The following is a 15,896-nucleotide window of genomic DNA, read 5'->3' as shown; positions in this document are numbered from 1 at the left end:
CGCGGCGGCGCGGGTTTCGGTCGCCGCGAATGCGCGCTTCGGCGTGCGGTGAGGGTGTTTTGCGCCGACCGAACCGGGTGCCGCGCGGTGGCGCGGGTTTCGGTCGCCGCGAATGCGCGCTTCGGCGTGCGGTGAGGGCGTTTTGCGCCGACCGAACCGGATGCCGCGCCGCGCGGCTCAGCCGGTGGAGCGGACCGTCACCTGGGTTCCGGGAAGCTCCCACGAACCCGCCCCGGGCGAGGTGCTGCTCACGGTGAAGATGCTCCAGACGATCTGGGGGAGCGCCGTGCCGGGCTCGAACCCGGCCTCCGAGAGCACCGTCATCGCCTCGGCCACCGTGAGGCCTTCGACATCGGGCACCTGGATCGGCGCGGGACCCTTGGACACGATGAGCGTCACGGTCTCGCCGGGCCGCCAGTTGCCGCCCTCGCCGCGCGCCGCGATGCCGATGACCTCGCCGTTGGAGAAGTCGCTGCTGTACTCCTGGATCGTCTCGCCGGCGACCTGGAGGTCCACGGCGTTGAGCTCCGACGTCGCGCTGTCCACGCCGCGCCCGCTCACATCGGGGACGGCGCCGGCGGAGACCAGCAGGGCGGCGTCGTCGTCCTGCCGCGCCGTGCAGCCGTTCGTGCAGTCGATGGCGTCGCCGCCGTCGCGGGGGGTGACGGATGCCGAGATCACGACGTCCCGCTCGATGTCGTCGCGGAACTCGCGCGCGGCATCGTCCTGCACGTTGACGATGTTCTGCTCGAGGTACTCGCGGGCCTGTGCCTCGGACATGCCCGCCAGCGCCGTGATCGACACCTCGGCCGGGCCGAGCGACACGAACACCGTGACGGTCGCATCCTGGTCGACGCGGGTGCCCGAGGACGGGTCGGTGCGGATGACGGTCCCCGCCGGCACCTCGAGGTTGTTCTCGCCCTGCTCGACGGCTTGCAGCGACTGCACGGCGAGCTCCGCCTGGGCGTCCGCGAACGTCATGCCCGAGACGTCGGCGACGGCCACCTGCGAACCGGGGCCGGAGCCGAACCACCAGCCGGCACCGCCGGCGAGCCCTGCCAGCAGCAGCACGAGCGCGATGAGCCAGCCGCCCTTGGCGGCGTTGCGCTTGGTGCGGCGACGCAGCCGCGTGGTGTTGTCGACCGGCGGCGTGACGGTGGGGGCGGTGAAGGCGCCGGGGAGGACCTTGGTCATCTCCCCGGAATCCATGCCCTCGTCCTCCGGGACGATGCCGATGGGCGCCGTGCGCACGACCTGCGGGCTGACCCCGAGCTCGCGCTCGATCTCGCGCAGCCGGTCGAGCATGACCTTCGCGTCGGCGGGGCGCTCGTCGGGGTCGCGCTCGGTGGCCCAGAGCACGAGTTCATCCAGCGGCTCGGGGACCCCGGGGTTCTTCGCGCTGGGGCGGGGGACGGAATCCGTCGCGTGCTGGTAGGCGATCTGCATCGGCTGCTCGCCCTTGTAGGGCTGCTCGCCGGTGAGCATCTCGTAGAGCATGATGCCGAGCGCGTAGATGTCGCTGCGGGCATCGGCGCTGCCGCGCGTGACGAGCTCCGGCGCGAGGTAGGCGATGGTGCCCAGCAGCATCTGGCCGGTGGCGGTGTTGGCCGTGGTCGCGCGGGCGAGGCCGAAGTCGCCGATCTTGATGCGGCCGTCCTCGGCCAGCAGCACGTTCTCGGGTTTCACGTCGCGGTGCACGATGTGCGCGCGGTGCGCGGCGGCGAGCCCCGACAGCACGGCATCCATGATCGTGATGGTCTGGGGCACCGTCAGGCGGCGCTGCTCGCGCAGGAGCTCGCGCAGCGTGATGCCGGGCAGGTACTCCATGACGAGGTAGGCCATGTCGCCGTCCTGGCCCTGATCGAACACGTTGACCACGTGCGGATCGGCCAGCCGGGCGGCCGCGCGGGCCTCCTGGATGAACCGGCTCTGGAAGATCGAGTCGTCCGACAGATGCCCGTGCATCACCTTGAGGGCGATGCGCCGCTCGAGTCGCAGATCGGTCGCGACGTACACCGTCGCCATCCCGCCACGGGCGATGCGAGCACGCACGCGGTACCGGCCGTCGACCAGACGGCCGATCAGCGGGTCCGTCTGCTGGCTCGTGCTCACGCTGAGAGTCTACGGACGCCGCCGCGACTGTCCGGGTAGCGGCTCACCCCCACCGCCATCGGAGTGCGCTCAGCCGAGCGCGGCGAGCCACGCGTAGGCCTCTTCTTCCCACTCGCCGTAGCGGTCGGGGTAGGCCGAGATCTGCACGGCCTGCGCCGCCTCGCTGAAGCCGAGCGACTCCCAGCCGCCGACGTCGAGCAGGCCGCGGGAGGCTGCGCCGTTGGGGTCGCCCGCACCGCCGAAGAACACACGGGTCGCGCGGTCGACGTCGCGCACCTGCTCGGGCGTGCCCCAGCCCTGGCTGGGCCGCTGCTGGAAGACGCCGAGCGAATCGCGGTCACCCCAGTCGAGGTTGCGCAGCCACGACTCGACCATGCCGGTCGCGAGCGCGATGGCGATGCCGCGCTCGGAGACGCCGAGCTCGCGCCCGACGCGGATGATGGTGCGGGCGTTGCCCACCTGCTCGGCATCGAGCCCGGCGACCGTCGCGAGCGGGATTGCGATGGTCTGGCCCGGGTAGATGATCGAGGAACGGTCCATGCCGTTGGCGGCCAGCAGCGCGTCCAGCGACAGGTCGTGGCGGGCGGCGACGGCGGTCATGGTGTCGCCTGTGGCGATGACGTACGAGCCGGCGGCGGATGCGGCGGGGGCGGGCGCTGCGGGGGCCGCAGCCGGCGCGACCGGAGCGACGGATGCCGCGAGCTCCATGCCCGCACCGGGGAGGACGACGGTCTGGCCGGGGTAGATGATCGAGGAGCGGTCCATGCCGTTGGCGGCGAGCAGGGCGTCGGTGGACACCCCGTGCCGCGACGCGACGGCGCTCATGGTGTCGCCCGCGACGATCGTGTACACGCCTGCGGCCGGCGCGGGGGCCGGTGCCGGGGCGGGCGCCGCGGGAGCGGCGGCGGCGAGCTGGATCGTCTGACCCGGCTGGATGACCGACGACCAGCCCAGTCCGTTCAGGGCGAGCACCTCGGTCACACGCAGGCCGTACGCGGCCGCGATGGCGCTGATCGTGTCGCCGGGCTGCACGACGTGTGTCGCGGCGGCGGTGGATGCCGGCGCGACGCGGCCTGTCGTCGTGCCCGCAGGGTGAGCCTGCGGCCGCAGCCCGTCACGCGTGCCCTGCAAAGGTTCGACTGCGTGCGCGGCCGGGGCCGACGTCAGCATCAGTGCGAGCGAGCCGGCGACGGCGGCCGGCCAGTTCTTCGCGATGGTCGTCCCGAGCCTCGCCGTGGCGGGCGCGAGGGCGGTGGCGGCGGCTGATGCCGGCGCGAGTGCGCGGTGTCGTCGCATGACGGTGCCTCCCTCTCGACCTCAGCAACGCTGTCATGGATGCGAGACAGGCGTCAACGCGAGTGACTGAAGTGACCCATGTGAATGATGAGATTCTCATGAAGCGGTCGGCAGGCCGTGATGCGGGTGTCATCATGGAAAGGTGACCGGCGAGACCACCCCTGCGCGTATCGAGACCACTTGGCTGACCCTGCCCGACCTCGTCGAGGTGCTCGGCGAACCGTTGGGTCGGGTGCGGCGTCTGCTCGACGAGAGCCACCTCATCGCTTCCCGCCGCACCGGCAAGCTCGCGGTGCCGGAGGTCTTCCTCGTCGACGGCCACCCGCTGTCGTCGCTGCGGGGCACCGCGATCGTGCTCCACGATGCCGGATTCAGCGATGACGAGGCCATCGACTGGCTGCTCGAGCACGATGCCTCGATCGGCATGCCGCCCATCGAGGCACTGCGCCAGGGGCGCAAGAGCGAAGTGCGCCGCGTCGCGCAGACCCTCGCCTGATCAGGACGAGCGGCTGATGGCGGCGCGCGTGAGATCGCGCAGCTCGCCCACCGCCGCATCGCCCAGTCCCGCGCCACGCAGCGCCCGATCGGCTTCCGCGGCGTAGCCGGCGATGAGGTCCTCCACGCGCGCGAGCGCACCGGAGTCGACGATGGTCCGCTGCAGGGCAGCGACCTGCTCGCCATCCAGCAGTGGGTCGCCGAGGAGCTCGTCGAGGGTGCGGCGTGCGCCGGGGGGCAGTGCCTCCCGGGCGTAGGCGATGAGAACCGTGCGCTTGCCCTCCCGCAGGTCGTCGCCCGAGGGCTTGCCGGTGACGGCGGCGTCACCGAACACGCCGAGCACATCGTCGCGCAGCTGGAAAGCCAGGCCGACCGGGTGCCCGAAGCCGGCGAGCGACGCGCGCTGGGCGGCATCGGCGCCCGCGAGCGCCGCGCCCACGAGCAGGGGCTGCTGCACGCTGTAGCGCGCGGACTTCAGGGATGCCACCCGCAGCGCCCGTGCGGCGTGCTCGTCGTCGGGCGACTGCCGGAAGGCGGCCTCCTCGGCGATGTCGAGGAACTGACCGACCGTCACGTCGCGGCGCATGAGGGCGTACTCCCGACGCGCGGCGGGGGCGTGGGTCGCGGTGGCGAGCCCTTCTTCGAGCAGGTCGTCGCTCCACGCCACCAGCAAGTCACCGAGGAGGATCGCAGCCGACCGCCCGAAGGCCGCGGCGTCGCCGAGCCACCCGGCATCGCGATGCGACGCCTCCAGTGCGCGGTGGGCGGCGGGCCTGCCGCGGCGGGTGTCGGAGTTGTCGATGAGGTCGTCGTGCACGAGGGCCGCCGCCTGGAAGACCTCCAGCGCCGCAGCGGCTGCGATCACCTCGTCCGGAACCGCGCCGGGACGGCGCCCGCCGGCTTCGGCCACGGCGCGCCATCCGGTGAGGCAGAACCGCGCCCGCAGGCGCTTTCCGCCGCCCACCGCACCGACGGCCGCGTCGACGAACGACACCGCTTCCGGGCCCTCGGCCTCCGCGGCGAGACGGCGGTCTGCGAAGAATGAGATCAGTCGCTGTGAAACAGCCTCGATGGGATCCGGGATGGGCGGCACGGGCCTAGCCTAGTTCTGACCGGGACGGGTAGAATCGTCCCCTATCGGGACCACGGGAAAAGGGGGGATGCATGCCACTGTCCGAACAGGAGCAGCGCCTGCTCGATGAGATGGAGCGCCATCTCATGCGGAACGACGCCGACGTGGTCAGCGCACCTCGTGATGGGCGGACGCTGAGCTACCGCAATATCGTCTACGGCACGATCCTCGTGCTTCTCGGCATCGGCGGCCTCATCGCCGGTGTCTCGACGGGACTCGTGGTGATCGGCGTCATCGCGTTCGTCGTGATGCTGGGTGGAGTGATGCTGGCCGTCACCCCGACCCGCGGAGCCGCTCGCACGCCGGTCGACGATCGTCGTCCCCACTCGAGCACTCCACCGTCCTCCACTTCCTTCATGGATCGCATGAACGATCGCTGGGATCGCCGCCAAGACGGGCGCTGACCCGCAAGAAGACAAGAGCACCGACCTCCGGGTCGGTGCTCTTTTTTCGTGCTCTCGGGGCCCGGGGGAGCGCGGGGGGAGGGTATTTACCCAATCCTGTAGTGAAGTGGAGGGAAGTGGAGTAAAGTGGCGCTACCTGACGGGGCCGGACGAAGGGGGTGGTGGCGATGCTCTTGGGCACGCACACTCCCAAGCTCGACGACAAGGGGCGGGTGATCCTGCCGGCGAAGTTCCGTGACGACCTCGGAAGCGGCGTCGTGATCACCCGTGGTCAGGAGCGCTGCCTGTACGTGTTCAGCACCGCCGAGTTCGAGCGCGTGTACGAGCGCATCCGGGAAGCACCCCTCACCAACAAGCAGGCCCGCGACTTCCAGCGCATGTTCCTCTCCGGAGCCAGCGCCGAGAAGCCCGACAGCCAGAACCGCATCACCATCCCGCCGCCGCTGCGCACCTACGCCAGCCTCGGGCGGGAGCTCGTGGTCACCGGCGTCGGCGCACACGCGGAGATCTGGGATGCGGATGCGTGGAACGCGTACGCCGAAGGAAACGAAGACAGCTACTCGGACATGGAACAGGAGGTGATCCCGGGACTCTTCTGACCCTCGATCGTGACTCCCAGCCGCTTGCCCTGGCGCACTTCCCCGGTGCCAGGTCGGAGCGGATGGGGATCAGGATCGAGGGCCACGGCCCTCACATCATGGAAGCCCGCGACATCCACACCCCCGTCATGCTCGAGCGCTGCCTCGACCTGCTCGGCCCCGCCCTGCAGCACGAGGGCGCCGTCTACGTCGACGCCACCCTCGGCATGGGCGGTCACTCCGAAGCGCTGCTGGACCGGTTCCCCCGGGCGCGGCTGATCGGCCTGGACCGCGACCTCGACGCGCTGCGCATCGCGGGGGAGCGGCTCGCACGCTTCGGCGACCGCGTCACGCTCGTGCACACCGTGTACGACGGCATCGCCGAGGCGGTCGCCTCCACCGGCGCCACGAAGGCCGACGCGATCCTGTTCGACCTCGGGGTGTCCTCGCTGCAGCTCGACGAGGCGGACCGCGGTTTCGCGTACGCCAAGGATGCCCCGCTGGACATGCGCATGGACCAGAGCGCGGGCACGACCGCCGCCGACATCCTCGCGACCTACGGCGAGGGCGACCTGCGCCGCATCTTCGAGCGCTACGGCGAGGAGAAGCTCGCCGGCCGCTACGCCCGCGCCATCATCGAGGCGCGCCGCACCGAGCCGATCGAGCGCTCCGGGCGTCTCGTGGACATCCTCCAGGACGCCACGCCCGCCGCGCTCAAGGCCGCCGGGCACCCCGCCAAGCGCGTCTTCCAGGCGCTGCGCGTCGAGGTCAACGCGGAACTGGCCGCCCTTGAGCGCGCCATCCCCGCCGCCCTGGGACTCCTCCCCGTCGGCGGGCGCATCGTCGTGCTGTCGTATCAGTCCCTCGAAGACCGCCTGGTCAAGCGCGAGCTGGCCGCCGCCGCCGCCTCCACCGCCCCCGCGGGGCTCCCCGTGGAGCTTCCCGAGCACGCCCCGCGGTTCAAGCTCCTGGTGCGCGGCGCCGAACTGGCATCCGACGAGGAGCGCGCCGTCAACCCGCGTGCCACTCCCGTGCGCCTGCGCGCCGCCGAACGACTGCGGGAGAACGCATGAGCGCGCTGCCCTTGACCTCCGCCGCGGCGACCGCCGCCGCACTGCCCCGGCCCGCTGAGCGCCCCTCGCGCCGCCTCGAGGTGGTCGCGGCACCGAAGCCGCGCCGCCGTCCTCGGCTGCTGTACGGCATCGTCGCGGTCACCGGCGCCCTCACGATCGGCGCCGCCCAGATGGGGCTGTCGATCCTCACCACGCAGGGCTCGTACGAGGTCTCGCAGCTCACGCGTGAGCAGCGCGATCTGACCTACCAGAAGCAGATCCTCATCGACGACGTCGCGGGGCTGAACTCCCCGCAGTTCCTCGCCGCCAACGCCTCGGCGCTGGGCATGGTCATCGCCGAGTCGCCGAACTACCTGCGACTGAGCGACGGCGTGGTCCTCGGCACCGGTGAGGCCGCGCCCGGCGCCTCCACGATCGACGCACTCGGCCGCCCGTCCGTCCCCAACGCGCTCATCGCCGACGCGCCCCTGGTCACCGCGCCCACCGCGACGATCGAGGGCGTTCCCGTCGTCGCCGAACCGCCCGCCGCCGATGCCGCGACCCCCGGTGCCGGGACCGACACGCCGACGCCCCCGCCGGTGACCGACGGTCTGCCCGTACCCCGGACACACTAGAAGACATGACGACACGAGCCTCCCGCAGCCCGCGCCGGCGCACCGTGGCCGCTCTCGCCGTCGTGCTGGCGGTGCTCTGCGGGTTCATCATCCGTCTCGTCGACATCCAGGTCGTCAATGCCGAAGGGCACATCGCCGACTCGCAGGAGCTCGCGTTCGGCGCCAAGACCGACCTCTACGGCACGCGCGGCGAGATCGTCGACGCCGACGGAGAGGCGCTGGCCACCAGCATCCTGATGTACGACGGCAAGCTCGACCCCGCCCACGTCGGCCCGATCGAGCGCGAGGTCGACGGTGTCGAGGTCGAGGTGCCCTGGGACCAGGTGGCGGCGGAGATGGGCGCGATCACCGGCCAGACCGCGGACGAGATCATGCAGATCGTCGACGATGCGCTGGCAGCGGATGCCGGCAGCCGGTTCGCCTACCTGAAGCGCGGGCTCACCACCGAGCAGTACCGCGCCCTCGCCGACCTCCGCGCGCCGTTCCTCACCTTCGACATGCACCCGCAGCGCACCTACCCCGACGGCGCGGTCGCCGGCAACGTGGTCGGCTTCGTCGGCTCCGACGGCCAACCGCTGGCCGGCATCGAGCAGATCGAGAACACCTGCCTCGCCTCCGCGAACGGCCAGGTGACCTACATGCGCGGTGCCGACGGCGTCGTGATCCCCGGCACCGAGGTCGAGACGCCCGCCGTCGACGGTGGCACGCTGCAGCTGACCATCGACCGCGACCTGCAGTGGTACCTGCAGCAGCTCATCGCCGAAGAGGTGCAGAACAAGCGGGCCAACAGCGGCGCGATCCTCGTCGTCGAGGTCGCCACCGGCAAGATCCGGGCCGCCGCGGAGTACCCCACCGTCGACCCCAACAACGTCGAGGCATCCGCCGAGGCGGACCGCGGCTCGCGACTGTTCCTCGCGTCCTACGAACCGGGCTCGACCCTCAAGGCCATCACGGCCGCGAGCGTCATCGATGCCGGCGTCGCCACCCCCGACACGACGGTGACGGCGGGCGACTACGAGACCTTCCCCAACGGCGCGCGAGTCGGCGACTTCGAATCGCACCCGGTGCTCAACTACACCCTCACCGGTGCGCTCATCGACTCGTCCAACGTCGCGCTGTCGAAATTCGGCGAGATGCTGTCGGCCGACATGCGTCACGACTACCTCGAGCGCTTCGGCGTGGGCCAGGGCACGGCCATCGGGTGGCCGAGCGAGCCCCAGGGGGTGCTCTACCCGGCATCCGAGTGGGACAACCAGACCTTCTACGCCACGACGTTCGGCCAGGGCTACACGATGACCTCCCCGCAGGTCGCCAGCGCCTACCAGGCCCTCGCCAACGACGGCCTGAAGATGCCGCTGTCGCTCGTGGAGTCCTGCACCCTCGCCGACGGCACGGTCGTCGAGCCCGACCTGCCCGAGCCTGAGCAGGTCGTGTCGAAGGAAGCGGCGGATGCCGTGACGCTCATGCTCGAGAACGTCGCCGTCCAGGCGCAGATGGCCGAGTACATCGCCGTCGACGGCTACCGCATCGCCGCCAAGACCGGAACCGCGCAGGTGGCGGGGAACGGCGGCTACAAGGCGGGCGTGTACTTCACGTCGCTCATCGGCATCCTTCCTGCCGATGACCCGCAGTACATCGTGCTCACCACCCTCGACGAGCCGACTACCATTAAATCGTCTGCCGCCAACCGCCAGGCCTTCCAGAAGGCAATGACGCAGGTGCTCAAGAACTACCGCGTACTGCCTTCCGATTCGCAGACGCCTCTTCTTCCCAAGACGCTGTGATCGCCGCCCCGACGCGGGCGAGCGGGCTCGTGATCGAGAACGGACACCCATGATTTCCTTGACGTTCGCCGAGGCCGCCCGAGCAGTCGCGGGCGAGCTGCGCCCGGCTGCGGGCGCCGACGCCGAGACGGTCGTGTCGGGCGACGTCGACACCGACTCGCGGCTCATCGAACCCGGGGGCATCTTCGTCGCCAAGCCCGGCGAGAGCACCGACGGACACGAGTTCGTGGATGCCGCCGTCGCACGCGGCGCCGTGCTCGCGATCGTCGAGCGGCCCGTCTCCGCCGATGTCTCGCAGATCGTCGTGGCCGATGCCGTGACCGCCCTCGCCGACCTCGCGCGCGAGGTGGTCGCCCGCGTGCGCGCGCGGGGCGACCTGCGCATCGTCGGCATCACCGGCTCCAACGGCAAGACCACGACCAAGAACATGCTGGCGCGCATCCTCGAGGGGGAGGGCGAGACCGTCGCCCCCCGCGCGTCGTTCAACAACGAGGTCGGCGCACCGCTGACGATGCTGCGCGTCACCGAAGGCACCCGGTTCCTCGTGAGCGAGTTCGGTGCGAGCGGGCCGGGCGAGATCGCCCGTCTGGCGGGCCTGGTCGAACCCGACCTCGGCGTCGTGCTGATGGTGGGCATGGCCCACGCGGGCGGCTTCGGCGGTGTGGAGGAGACCCTCCGCGCCAAGTCGGAGCTGATCCACGCGGTGCGCCGCGGTGGCATCGCGGTGCTCAACGCCGACGACGCGCGCGTGGCGACCATGGCCCGGATCGCCCAGGAGCGCGACCAGTCGGTGCGCTGGTTCGGCCGTGGCCCGACCGCAGCCGTCCGTGCCGAAGACGTCGAGGTCGATGCCGACGGCACCACGTGCGCCGTCGTCGTCGACGGCGCGCGGCTGCCGCTGCGCCTGCGGGTGCTGGGGGAGCACCACGTGATGAACGCCCTCGCCGCCATAGCGGCGGCGACCGCGCTCGGCGTCGCCGCCGACATCGCGATCGCCCGGCTGGAGACGCTGGAGCTGGCCGAACGGTGGCGCATGCAGCCGATGGGCTCCTCGCGCGTGCGCATCATCAACGACGCCTACAACGCCAGCCCCGACTCGATGGCCGCGGCGCTGCGCACCCTCGCGCAGATCGTCGGCCCCGGCGAGCGCACCGTCGCGGTGCTGGGCGCCATGAGCGAGCTGGGCGAGTTCTCCGGCGAGGAGCACGACCGCATCGGCCTGCTGGCGGTGCGCCTGAACATCCGGCGCATCGTCGTGGTCGGTCCCGAGGCCCGGCGACTGTTCATCTCGGTGATCTCCGAGGGATCGTGGGACGGCGAGGCGGTGTTCTTCGCCACCGCCGACGAGGCCTACGACTACCTCGCCTCCGAGCTGCGCGACGGCGACCGCGTGCTGGTGAAGTCCTCCAACGCCGCCGGTCTTCGGCATCTGGGCGATCGTCTGGGAGAATCGTTCTCGTGAGATCACTCCTGGTAGCCGCGACGATCTCACTCGCGTTCACGCTGTTCCTCACGCCCCTGTTCATCCGGCTGTTCGACAAGCTGGGCTGGGGCCAGGTCATCCGCACCCCCGAGGACGGCAACAACCCGCAGCACGCCGCCAAGCGCGGCACGCCCACGATGGGCGGCATCATCTTCATCCTCGGAGCCGTCATCGGCTACTTCGCCGGCACCTACACCGGCGGCAGCCCGCCCACCCCGTCGGGTCTGCTGGTGCTGTGGATGATGGTGGGCCTGGGCGTCGTCGGCCTCATCGACGACATGATGAAGGTGCGCAGCCAGCGCAGCCTCGGCCTGTCGGGGTGGCGCAAGGTGCTCGGCCAGGTCATCGTGGCCGTGCCGTTCGCCGTGCTCGCGCTGAACTTCCCCAACTCCCACGGCCTCACGCCCGGGTCGGCCTACATCTCGCTGTTCCGGGACATCCCGGTGCTGTCGTTCATGGCCGTCGGCGCGATCGTCGGCTGGATCCTGTACCTGGCCTGGGTGTCGTTCCTGTCGGTCGCGTGGTCCAACGCCACCAACCTCACCGACGGCCTCGACGGCCTCGCCACCGGCGCCGGGATCTTCACGATCTCCGCCTACAGCCTCGTGGCGTTCTGGCAGTTCCAGCAGCGCTGCACCAGCGGCGCGCTCGTGCCCGCCTACGCCGAGGCCTGCTACAACACCCGCGATCCGCTGGACCTCACGATCGTGGCGGCCTCGTTCGTCGGCGCCCTCGTCGGGTTCCTCTGGTGGAACGCCCCCAAGGCGAAGATCTTCATGGGCGACGTCGGCTCCATGGCCATCGGCGGCGTCGTCGTGGCGATGGCCGTGCTCACCCACACCGAACTGCTGTCGCTGCTCATCGCCGGCGTCTTCGTGATCGCCCCCGGCTCGGTCGTGCTCCAGCGGTACTACTTCAAGGCGACCGGCGGCAAGCGCATCTTCCTCATGAGCCCGTTCCACCATCACCTGGAGCTGCGCGGCTGGCCGGAGATCACGATCGTCGTGCGCATGTGGATCATCGCGGGCATGCTCGCCGTCACCGGCGTCGGCCTCTTCTACGTCGAGTGGCTCGCGGCGCAATGAACGTGCGCCTCGACACCCTGACCAGCTGGCACGCCGACTGGCGCGGCCTGCGCGTGGCGGTGCTCGGGCTGTCGGTCACGGGCTTCTCCGTCGCCGACACGCTCGCCGAACTCGGTGCCCGGGTGCTCGTGGTGACCGAGACGGCCGCCGAGGAGTACGCCCGGCTGCTGCCCGTCATCGGCGCGGATCTGTGGACGGGTCCGCTCGACGAGGTGCCGGCCGACCTCGCCGCCTTCGCCCCCGACGTCATCGTCGCCTCGCCGGGTTTCGCGCCCCACCACCCGGTCATCCGCTGGGCGCAGGATGCCGGCATCGCGCTGTGGGGCGATGTCGAGCTGGCCTGGCGGGTGCGCGACAAGGTCGTGCGTCCCGACGGCCGCCCCGCCGACTGGGTGCTGATCACGGGCACGAACGGCAAGACCACGACGACCCGGCTGACGGCGACCATGATGGCCGAGGCCGGGCTGCGTGCCGCGCCCTGCGGCAACATCGGCGTGCCGGTGCTGGACGCCGTGCGCGATCCCGCCGGATTCGACGTGCTCGTCGTGGAGCTCTCCAGCCACCAGCTCTGGTACCTGGGCCTGCAGCAGAGCCCCGAGCCGCTCTCGCCCGCGGCCGCCGTGTGCCTCAACCTCGCCGACGACCACCTGCAGTGGCACGGCTCCTTCCAGGCCTATCGCGACGCGAAGGCCGTCGTGTACGCGCACACGCGCATCGCATGCGTCTACAACAAGGCCGACGTCGCGACCCGCGAGATGGTGGAGCAGGCCGAGGTCGTCGAGGGATGCCGCGCGATCGGGTTCGACCTGGGGGTCCCCGGCCCGAGCGACCTCGGCGTCGTCGACGGCATCCTCGTCGACCGCGCGTTCCTCGAGGAGCGCCACACCAGCGCGCTGGAGCTGACGACCGTCGCCGCGCTGGCCGAGCGGGGCCTGGCCGCGCCCCACGTCGTGGCCAACATCCTCGCCGCCGCCGCCCTCGCCCGTGCCCTCGGCGTGCCGCCGACGGCGATCGCCGCGGCGCTGGAGCACTTCCGGCTCGATCCGCACCGCATCGAGGTCGTCGCCGTCGCCGGCGGCATCACCTGGGTCGACGACTCCAAGGCCACGAACCCCCACGCCGCCGCCTCGTCGCTGGCCGCGTACCCCGGTGCCGTCTGGGTCGTCGGGGGACTGTTCAAGGGCGTGGACATCACCGATCTCGTCGCCGGGCGCGGCGCCCGCGCCAAGGCGGCGATCGTCATCGGCACCGACCGCACCGCGATCCTCGAGGCGTTCGAGCGACACGCGCCGGCGGTGCCGGTGTTCGAGGTGGACGACACGGACACTGAAGAGGTCATGGCGCGCGTCGTCGAACTGGCGGCGGGGATCGCCCGTGACGGGGACGTCGTGCTGCTCGCCCCCGCCGCGGCATCCTTCGATCAGTTCGCTTCGTACGAGGACCGTGGCCACCGCTTCGCCGAAGCGGTGCGGGCACGACTCGGGAGGGGGACGGATGGCCGGCACGACGCACAGCCGCACGACACCCCCGACGACCGAGCCTGACGGCGAGCCCCGCCGGGGTCTGGCCGCACGCGTCTCGCTCGGCAAGGTGTTCGCACCGGTGCCGAGCGAATTCGTCCTGATCTCCTCGGCCGCGCTGCTGCTGACCGCCTTCGGGCTGGTCATGGTGCTCGCCGCGACGTCCGCGACCTCCACCGCGGCGGGCCTCGGCCCCTTCGACACCCTCATCAAGCAGTCGGTGTTCGCCGCCGTCGGCATCCCGTTGATGTTCGTGCTCAGCCGCTTCCCGGTGACCTTCTGGAAGCGCATCGCGTGGCCGGCGCTCATCGGCGCGACCGCGCTGCAGCTGCTCGTGTTCGTCCCCGGCATCGGCATCGAGAACGACGGCAACCGCAACTGGATCGGCATCGCCGGCGTGCAGGCGCAGCCGTCGGAGTTCCTCAAGGTCACCCTGGCGCTGTGGCTCGGGCTCGTCCTGTACCGCAAGCGGTCGCTGCTGACGAAGTGGCAGCACGTGTTCATCCCCGTGGTCCCGGTCGGCGGTCTCGTGATCGCGACGGTCCTGGCGGGTGAGGACCTCGGCACCTCCATGATCCTCGTGCTGATCCTGCTGGCGGCGCTGTTCTTCTCCGGCGTGAAGCTGCGGCTGTTCATCATCCCCTTGATCGGCGCCGTGGCCGCCGTCGCGGCGCTGGCCGTCGCCAGCCCGAACCGTATGCGCCGCATCATGAGCTTCCTCGACGCGGACTGCCTCGCCGACTACCTCGAGACCTGCTACCAGCCGATGCACGGGGTGTGGGGCCTCGCCGCCGGCGGCGTGTTCGGGCTCGGGCTCGGCAACTCGCGCGAGAAGTACGCGTGGCTGCCCGCCGCCGCGCACGACTACATCTTCGCGATCGTCGGCGAGGAGCTCGGGCTCATCGGCTGTGCCGTGGCGCTGGGGCTGTTCGCGCTGTTCGCCGTCGGCGCGTTCCACGTCGTGCGCAAGACCGACGACGCGTTCGTGCGCATCGCCGCCGGCGCCATCACGGTCTGGATCGTCGGCCAGGCGCTCATCAACATCGGCGTCGTGCTGCGCGTCTTCCCCGTCCTCGGTGTCCCGCTGCCGTTCATGTCACAGGGGGGCACGGCGCTGCTGTCGGTGCTCATCGCGTGCGGCGTGCTGCTGTCGTTCGCGCGCACGCTGCCGGTCAAACCGGCCGCATACGTACTGCCCTGACCCCGCGGGTTAGGGTCGTCTGGTGACGACGTACCTCCTCGCCGGCGGTGGCACCGCCGGGCATGTCAACCCGCTGCTGGCCGTGGCCGACGGCCTCCGCGCCCGCGATCCCGAGGCGAGTGTGCTGGTCCTCGGCACCCGCGAAGGCCTGGAGACCCGCCTGGTGCCCGCGCGCGGGTACGAGCTGCTGTTCGTGGACAAGGTGCCGTTCCCGCGCCGCCCCGACGGCGCCGCCGTGGCCTTCCCGCCCCGGTTCCTCCGCGCCGTCTCGCAGGTGCGCGCGCACCTGCGGCAGCACCACGTCGATGCGGTGGTGGGCTTCGGCGGCTACGCGTCGGCACCCGCCTACGTCGCCGCCGCGCGCGAGCGCATCCCCTTCGTCGTGCACGAGGCCAACGCCCGCCCGGGGCTGGCCAACGTGCTGGGCACCCGCCGGGCGGCAGGCGTGGGCGTGGCCTTCGCCGGCACGCCGCTCAAGCGCTCACGCGTCGTGGGCATGCCGCTGCGCCGTGAGATCGTCGAGCTCGACCGCGACGCGCTGCGCGACGAGGCCGCCGCCCGTTTCGGCCTCGATCCCGCCCGGCCGACACTGCTCGTCTTCGGCGGGTCGCTCGGCGCGCGCCGCCTGAACGAGGCGTTCGCCGGTGCCTGGCAGGACGTTCTGGATGCCGGCTGGCAGCTGCTGCACGCGGTGGGGGAGAAGAACGACGTCGCCGACCCCGGCGTCGCCGGCTATACGGTGCTGCCCTACATCGATCGCATGGACCTCGCCCTCGCGCTGGCCGACGCGATCGTCTCGCGGGCCGGAGCGGCGACGGTGAGCGAGATCAGCGCACTCGGCATCCCTGCCGTGTACGTGCCGTACGCCGTCGGCAACGGCGAGCAGGCCCTCAACGCCGCATCCGCGGTGCGCGCGGGAGCCGCCAGACTCATCCCGGACGCCGAGTTCACCCCCGACCGCGTGCGCAGCGAGATCGTGCCGCTGCTCGGGGATGAGGACGCGCTGGCACGCATGCGGGAGGCCGCGGCGACCGTGGGCAGCCGCACCGGCACCGAGGACGTCATCGCGATGATCGACGCCGCGCTCGGTCGCTGACGCCGCGCGCCGCACAGCCGACC

General features: G+C 71.4%; 14 protein-coding genes. 11 read left to right on the top strand and 3 right to left on the bottom strand.

Annotation, left to right across the window (positions count from 1 at the left end; all coding sequences use genetic code 11):
* Positions 1-177 precede the first annotated feature (177 nt).
* A complete protein-coding gene (gene pknB / locus ACFVR6_RS12875; protein ID WP_386963603.1) occupies positions 178-2,112 on the bottom strand; it encodes a Stk1 family PASTA domain-containing Ser/Thr kinase in 1,935 nt (644 codons plus the stop codon).
* A gap of 69 nt (positions 2,113-2,181) precedes the next feature.
* On the bottom strand, positions 2,182-3,408 hold the full coding sequence (locus ACFVR6_RS12870) for a LysM peptidoglycan-binding domain-containing protein (protein WP_386963601.1): 1,227 nt from the start codon (positions 3,406-3,408) through the stop codon (positions 2,182-2,184).
* A 169-nt stretch (positions 3,409-3,577) separates the two neighbouring features.
* Between ACFVR6_RS12870 and ACFVR6_RS12865 the strand changes: the two genes are divergently transcribed.
* Positions 3,578-3,904: an Rv2175c family DNA-binding protein gene (locus ACFVR6_RS12865; protein ID WP_386963810.1), complete on the top strand. Its 327-nt coding sequence runs from the start codon at positions 3,578-3,580 to the stop codon at positions 3,902-3,904.
* On the opposite strand, the gene ACFVR6_RS12860 is transcribed toward ACFVR6_RS12865, so the two are convergent.
* Positions 3,905-4,996: a polyprenyl synthetase family protein gene (locus tag ACFVR6_RS12860; RefSeq protein ID WP_386963599.1), complete on the bottom strand. Its 1,092-nt coding sequence runs from the start codon at positions 4,994-4,996 to the stop codon at positions 3,905-3,907.
* 71 nt (positions 4,997-5,067) lie between these two features.
* Here ACFVR6_RS12860 and ACFVR6_RS12855 point away from each other — a divergent pair, with 71 nt between their 5' ends.
* The 10 genes from ACFVR6_RS12855 to murG all read left to right on the top strand — a co-directional run bounded on the left by ACFVR6_RS12855 (position 5,068) and on the right by murG (position 15,873).
* On the top strand, positions 5,068-5,439 hold the full coding sequence (locus tag ACFVR6_RS12855) for a DUF3040 domain-containing protein (protein ID WP_386963597.1): 372 nt from the start codon (positions 5,068-5,070) through the stop codon (positions 5,437-5,439).
* Between the two features lie 167 nt (positions 5,440-5,606).
* Positions 5,607-6,038 (top strand): division/cell wall cluster transcriptional repressor MraZ, encoded by a 432-nt coding sequence (mraZ, locus tag ACFVR6_RS12850; protein ID WP_191719319.1) that lies wholly within the window; start codon positions 5,607-5,609, stop codon positions 6,036-6,038.
* A gap of 98 nt (positions 6,039-6,136) precedes the next feature.
* Positions 6,137-7,090 carry a 16S rRNA (cytosine(1402)-N(4))-methyltransferase RsmH gene (rsmH, locus tag ACFVR6_RS12845; RefSeq protein WP_386963594.1) on the top strand — a complete coding sequence of 318 codons (954 nt, stop codon included), beginning with the start codon at positions 6,137-6,139 and terminating at the stop codon, positions 7,088-7,090.
* Complete coding sequence (locus ACFVR6_RS12840; RefSeq protein ID WP_386963592.1) at positions 7,087-7,704, top strand: hypothetical protein; 618 nt, start codon at positions 7,087-7,089, stop codon at positions 7,702-7,704. Before rsmH ends, ACFVR6_RS12840 begins: the two co-directional genes overlap by 4 nt.
* 5 nt (positions 7,705-7,709) lie before the next feature.
* Positions 7,710-9,488 (top strand): peptidoglycan D,D-transpeptidase FtsI family protein, encoded by a 1,779-nt coding sequence (locus ACFVR6_RS12835; RefSeq protein WP_386963590.1) that lies wholly within the window; start codon positions 7,710-7,712, stop codon positions 9,486-9,488.
* Between the two features lie 49 nt (positions 9,489-9,537).
* Positions 9,538-10,950: a UDP-N-acetylmuramoyl-tripeptide--D-alanyl-D-alanine ligase gene (gene murF, locus ACFVR6_RS12830; RefSeq protein ID WP_386963588.1), complete on the top strand. Its 1,413-nt coding sequence runs from the start codon at positions 9,538-9,540 to the stop codon at positions 10,948-10,950.
* Entirely contained in the window at positions 10,947-12,056 is a 1,110-nt protein-coding gene (gene mraY / locus ACFVR6_RS12825; protein ID WP_386963586.1) for a phospho-N-acetylmuramoyl-pentapeptide-transferase, read from the top strand. The genes murF and mraY overlap by 4 nt, the downstream gene beginning before the upstream one ends.
* A complete protein-coding gene (gene murD, locus ACFVR6_RS12820; RefSeq protein WP_386963584.1) occupies positions 12,053-13,600 on the top strand; it encodes a UDP-N-acetylmuramoyl-L-alanine--D-glutamate ligase in 1,548 nt (515 codons plus the stop codon). The genes mraY and murD overlap by 4 nt, the downstream gene beginning before the upstream one ends.
* Positions 13,551-14,777 carry a putative lipid II flippase FtsW gene (gene ftsW, locus ACFVR6_RS12815; RefSeq protein ID WP_386963582.1) on the top strand — a complete coding sequence of 409 codons (1,227 nt, stop codon included), beginning with the start codon at positions 13,551-13,553 and terminating at the stop codon, positions 14,775-14,777. The genes murD and ftsW overlap by 50 nt, the downstream gene beginning before the upstream one ends.
* A gap of 22 nt (positions 14,778-14,799) precedes the next feature.
* A complete protein-coding gene (murG, locus tag ACFVR6_RS12810; protein ID WP_386963580.1) occupies positions 14,800-15,873 on the top strand; it encodes an undecaprenyldiphospho-muramoylpentapeptide beta-N-acetylglucosaminyltransferase in 1,074 nt (357 codons plus the stop codon).
* The last annotated feature ends 23 nt before the right edge of the window (positions 15,874-15,896 follow it).

The sequence above is a fragment of the Microbacterium sp. NPDC058021 genome (assembly GCF_042885955.1).
GTDB lineage: Bacteria > Actinomycetota > Actinomycetes > Actinomycetales > Microbacteriaceae > Microbacterium.
The sequence above is the reverse complement of the archived record's forward strand: the minus strand, read 5'-3'. Positions and strand labels throughout refer to the sequence as shown.

Coding starts and splice junctions, on each gene's coding strand:
- ACFVR6_RS12870 (WP_386963601.1), bottom strand. CDS start 3,408: ATGCGACGACACCGCGCACTCGCGCCGGCATCAGCCGCCGCCACCGCC.
- ACFVR6_RS12855 (WP_386963597.1), top strand. CDS start 5,068: ATGCCACTGTCCGAACAGGAGCAGCGCCTGCTCGATGAGATGGAGCGC.
- mraZ (WP_191719319.1), top strand. CDS start 5,607: ATGCTCTTGGGCACGCACACTCCCAAGCTCGACGACAAGGGGCGGGTG.
- rsmH (WP_386963594.1), top strand. CDS start 6,137: ATGGAAGCCCGCGACATCCACACCCCCGTCATGCTCGAGCGCTGCCTC.
- ACFVR6_RS12840 (WP_386963592.1), top strand. CDS start 7,087: ATGAGCGCGCTGCCCTTGACCTCCGCCGCGGCGACCGCCGCCGCACTG.
- ACFVR6_RS12835 (WP_386963590.1), top strand. CDS start 7,710: ATGACGACACGAGCCTCCCGCAGCCCGCGCCGGCGCACCGTGGCCGCT.
- murF (WP_386963588.1), top strand. CDS start 9,538: ATGATTTCCTTGACGTTCGCCGAGGCCGCCCGAGCAGTCGCGGGCGAG.
- murD (WP_386963584.1), top strand. CDS start 12,053: ATGAACGTGCGCCTCGACACCCTGACCAGCTGGCACGCCGACTGGCGC.
- ftsW (WP_386963582.1), top strand. CDS start 13,551: ATGGCCGGCACGACGCACAGCCGCACGACACCCCCGACGACCGAGCCT.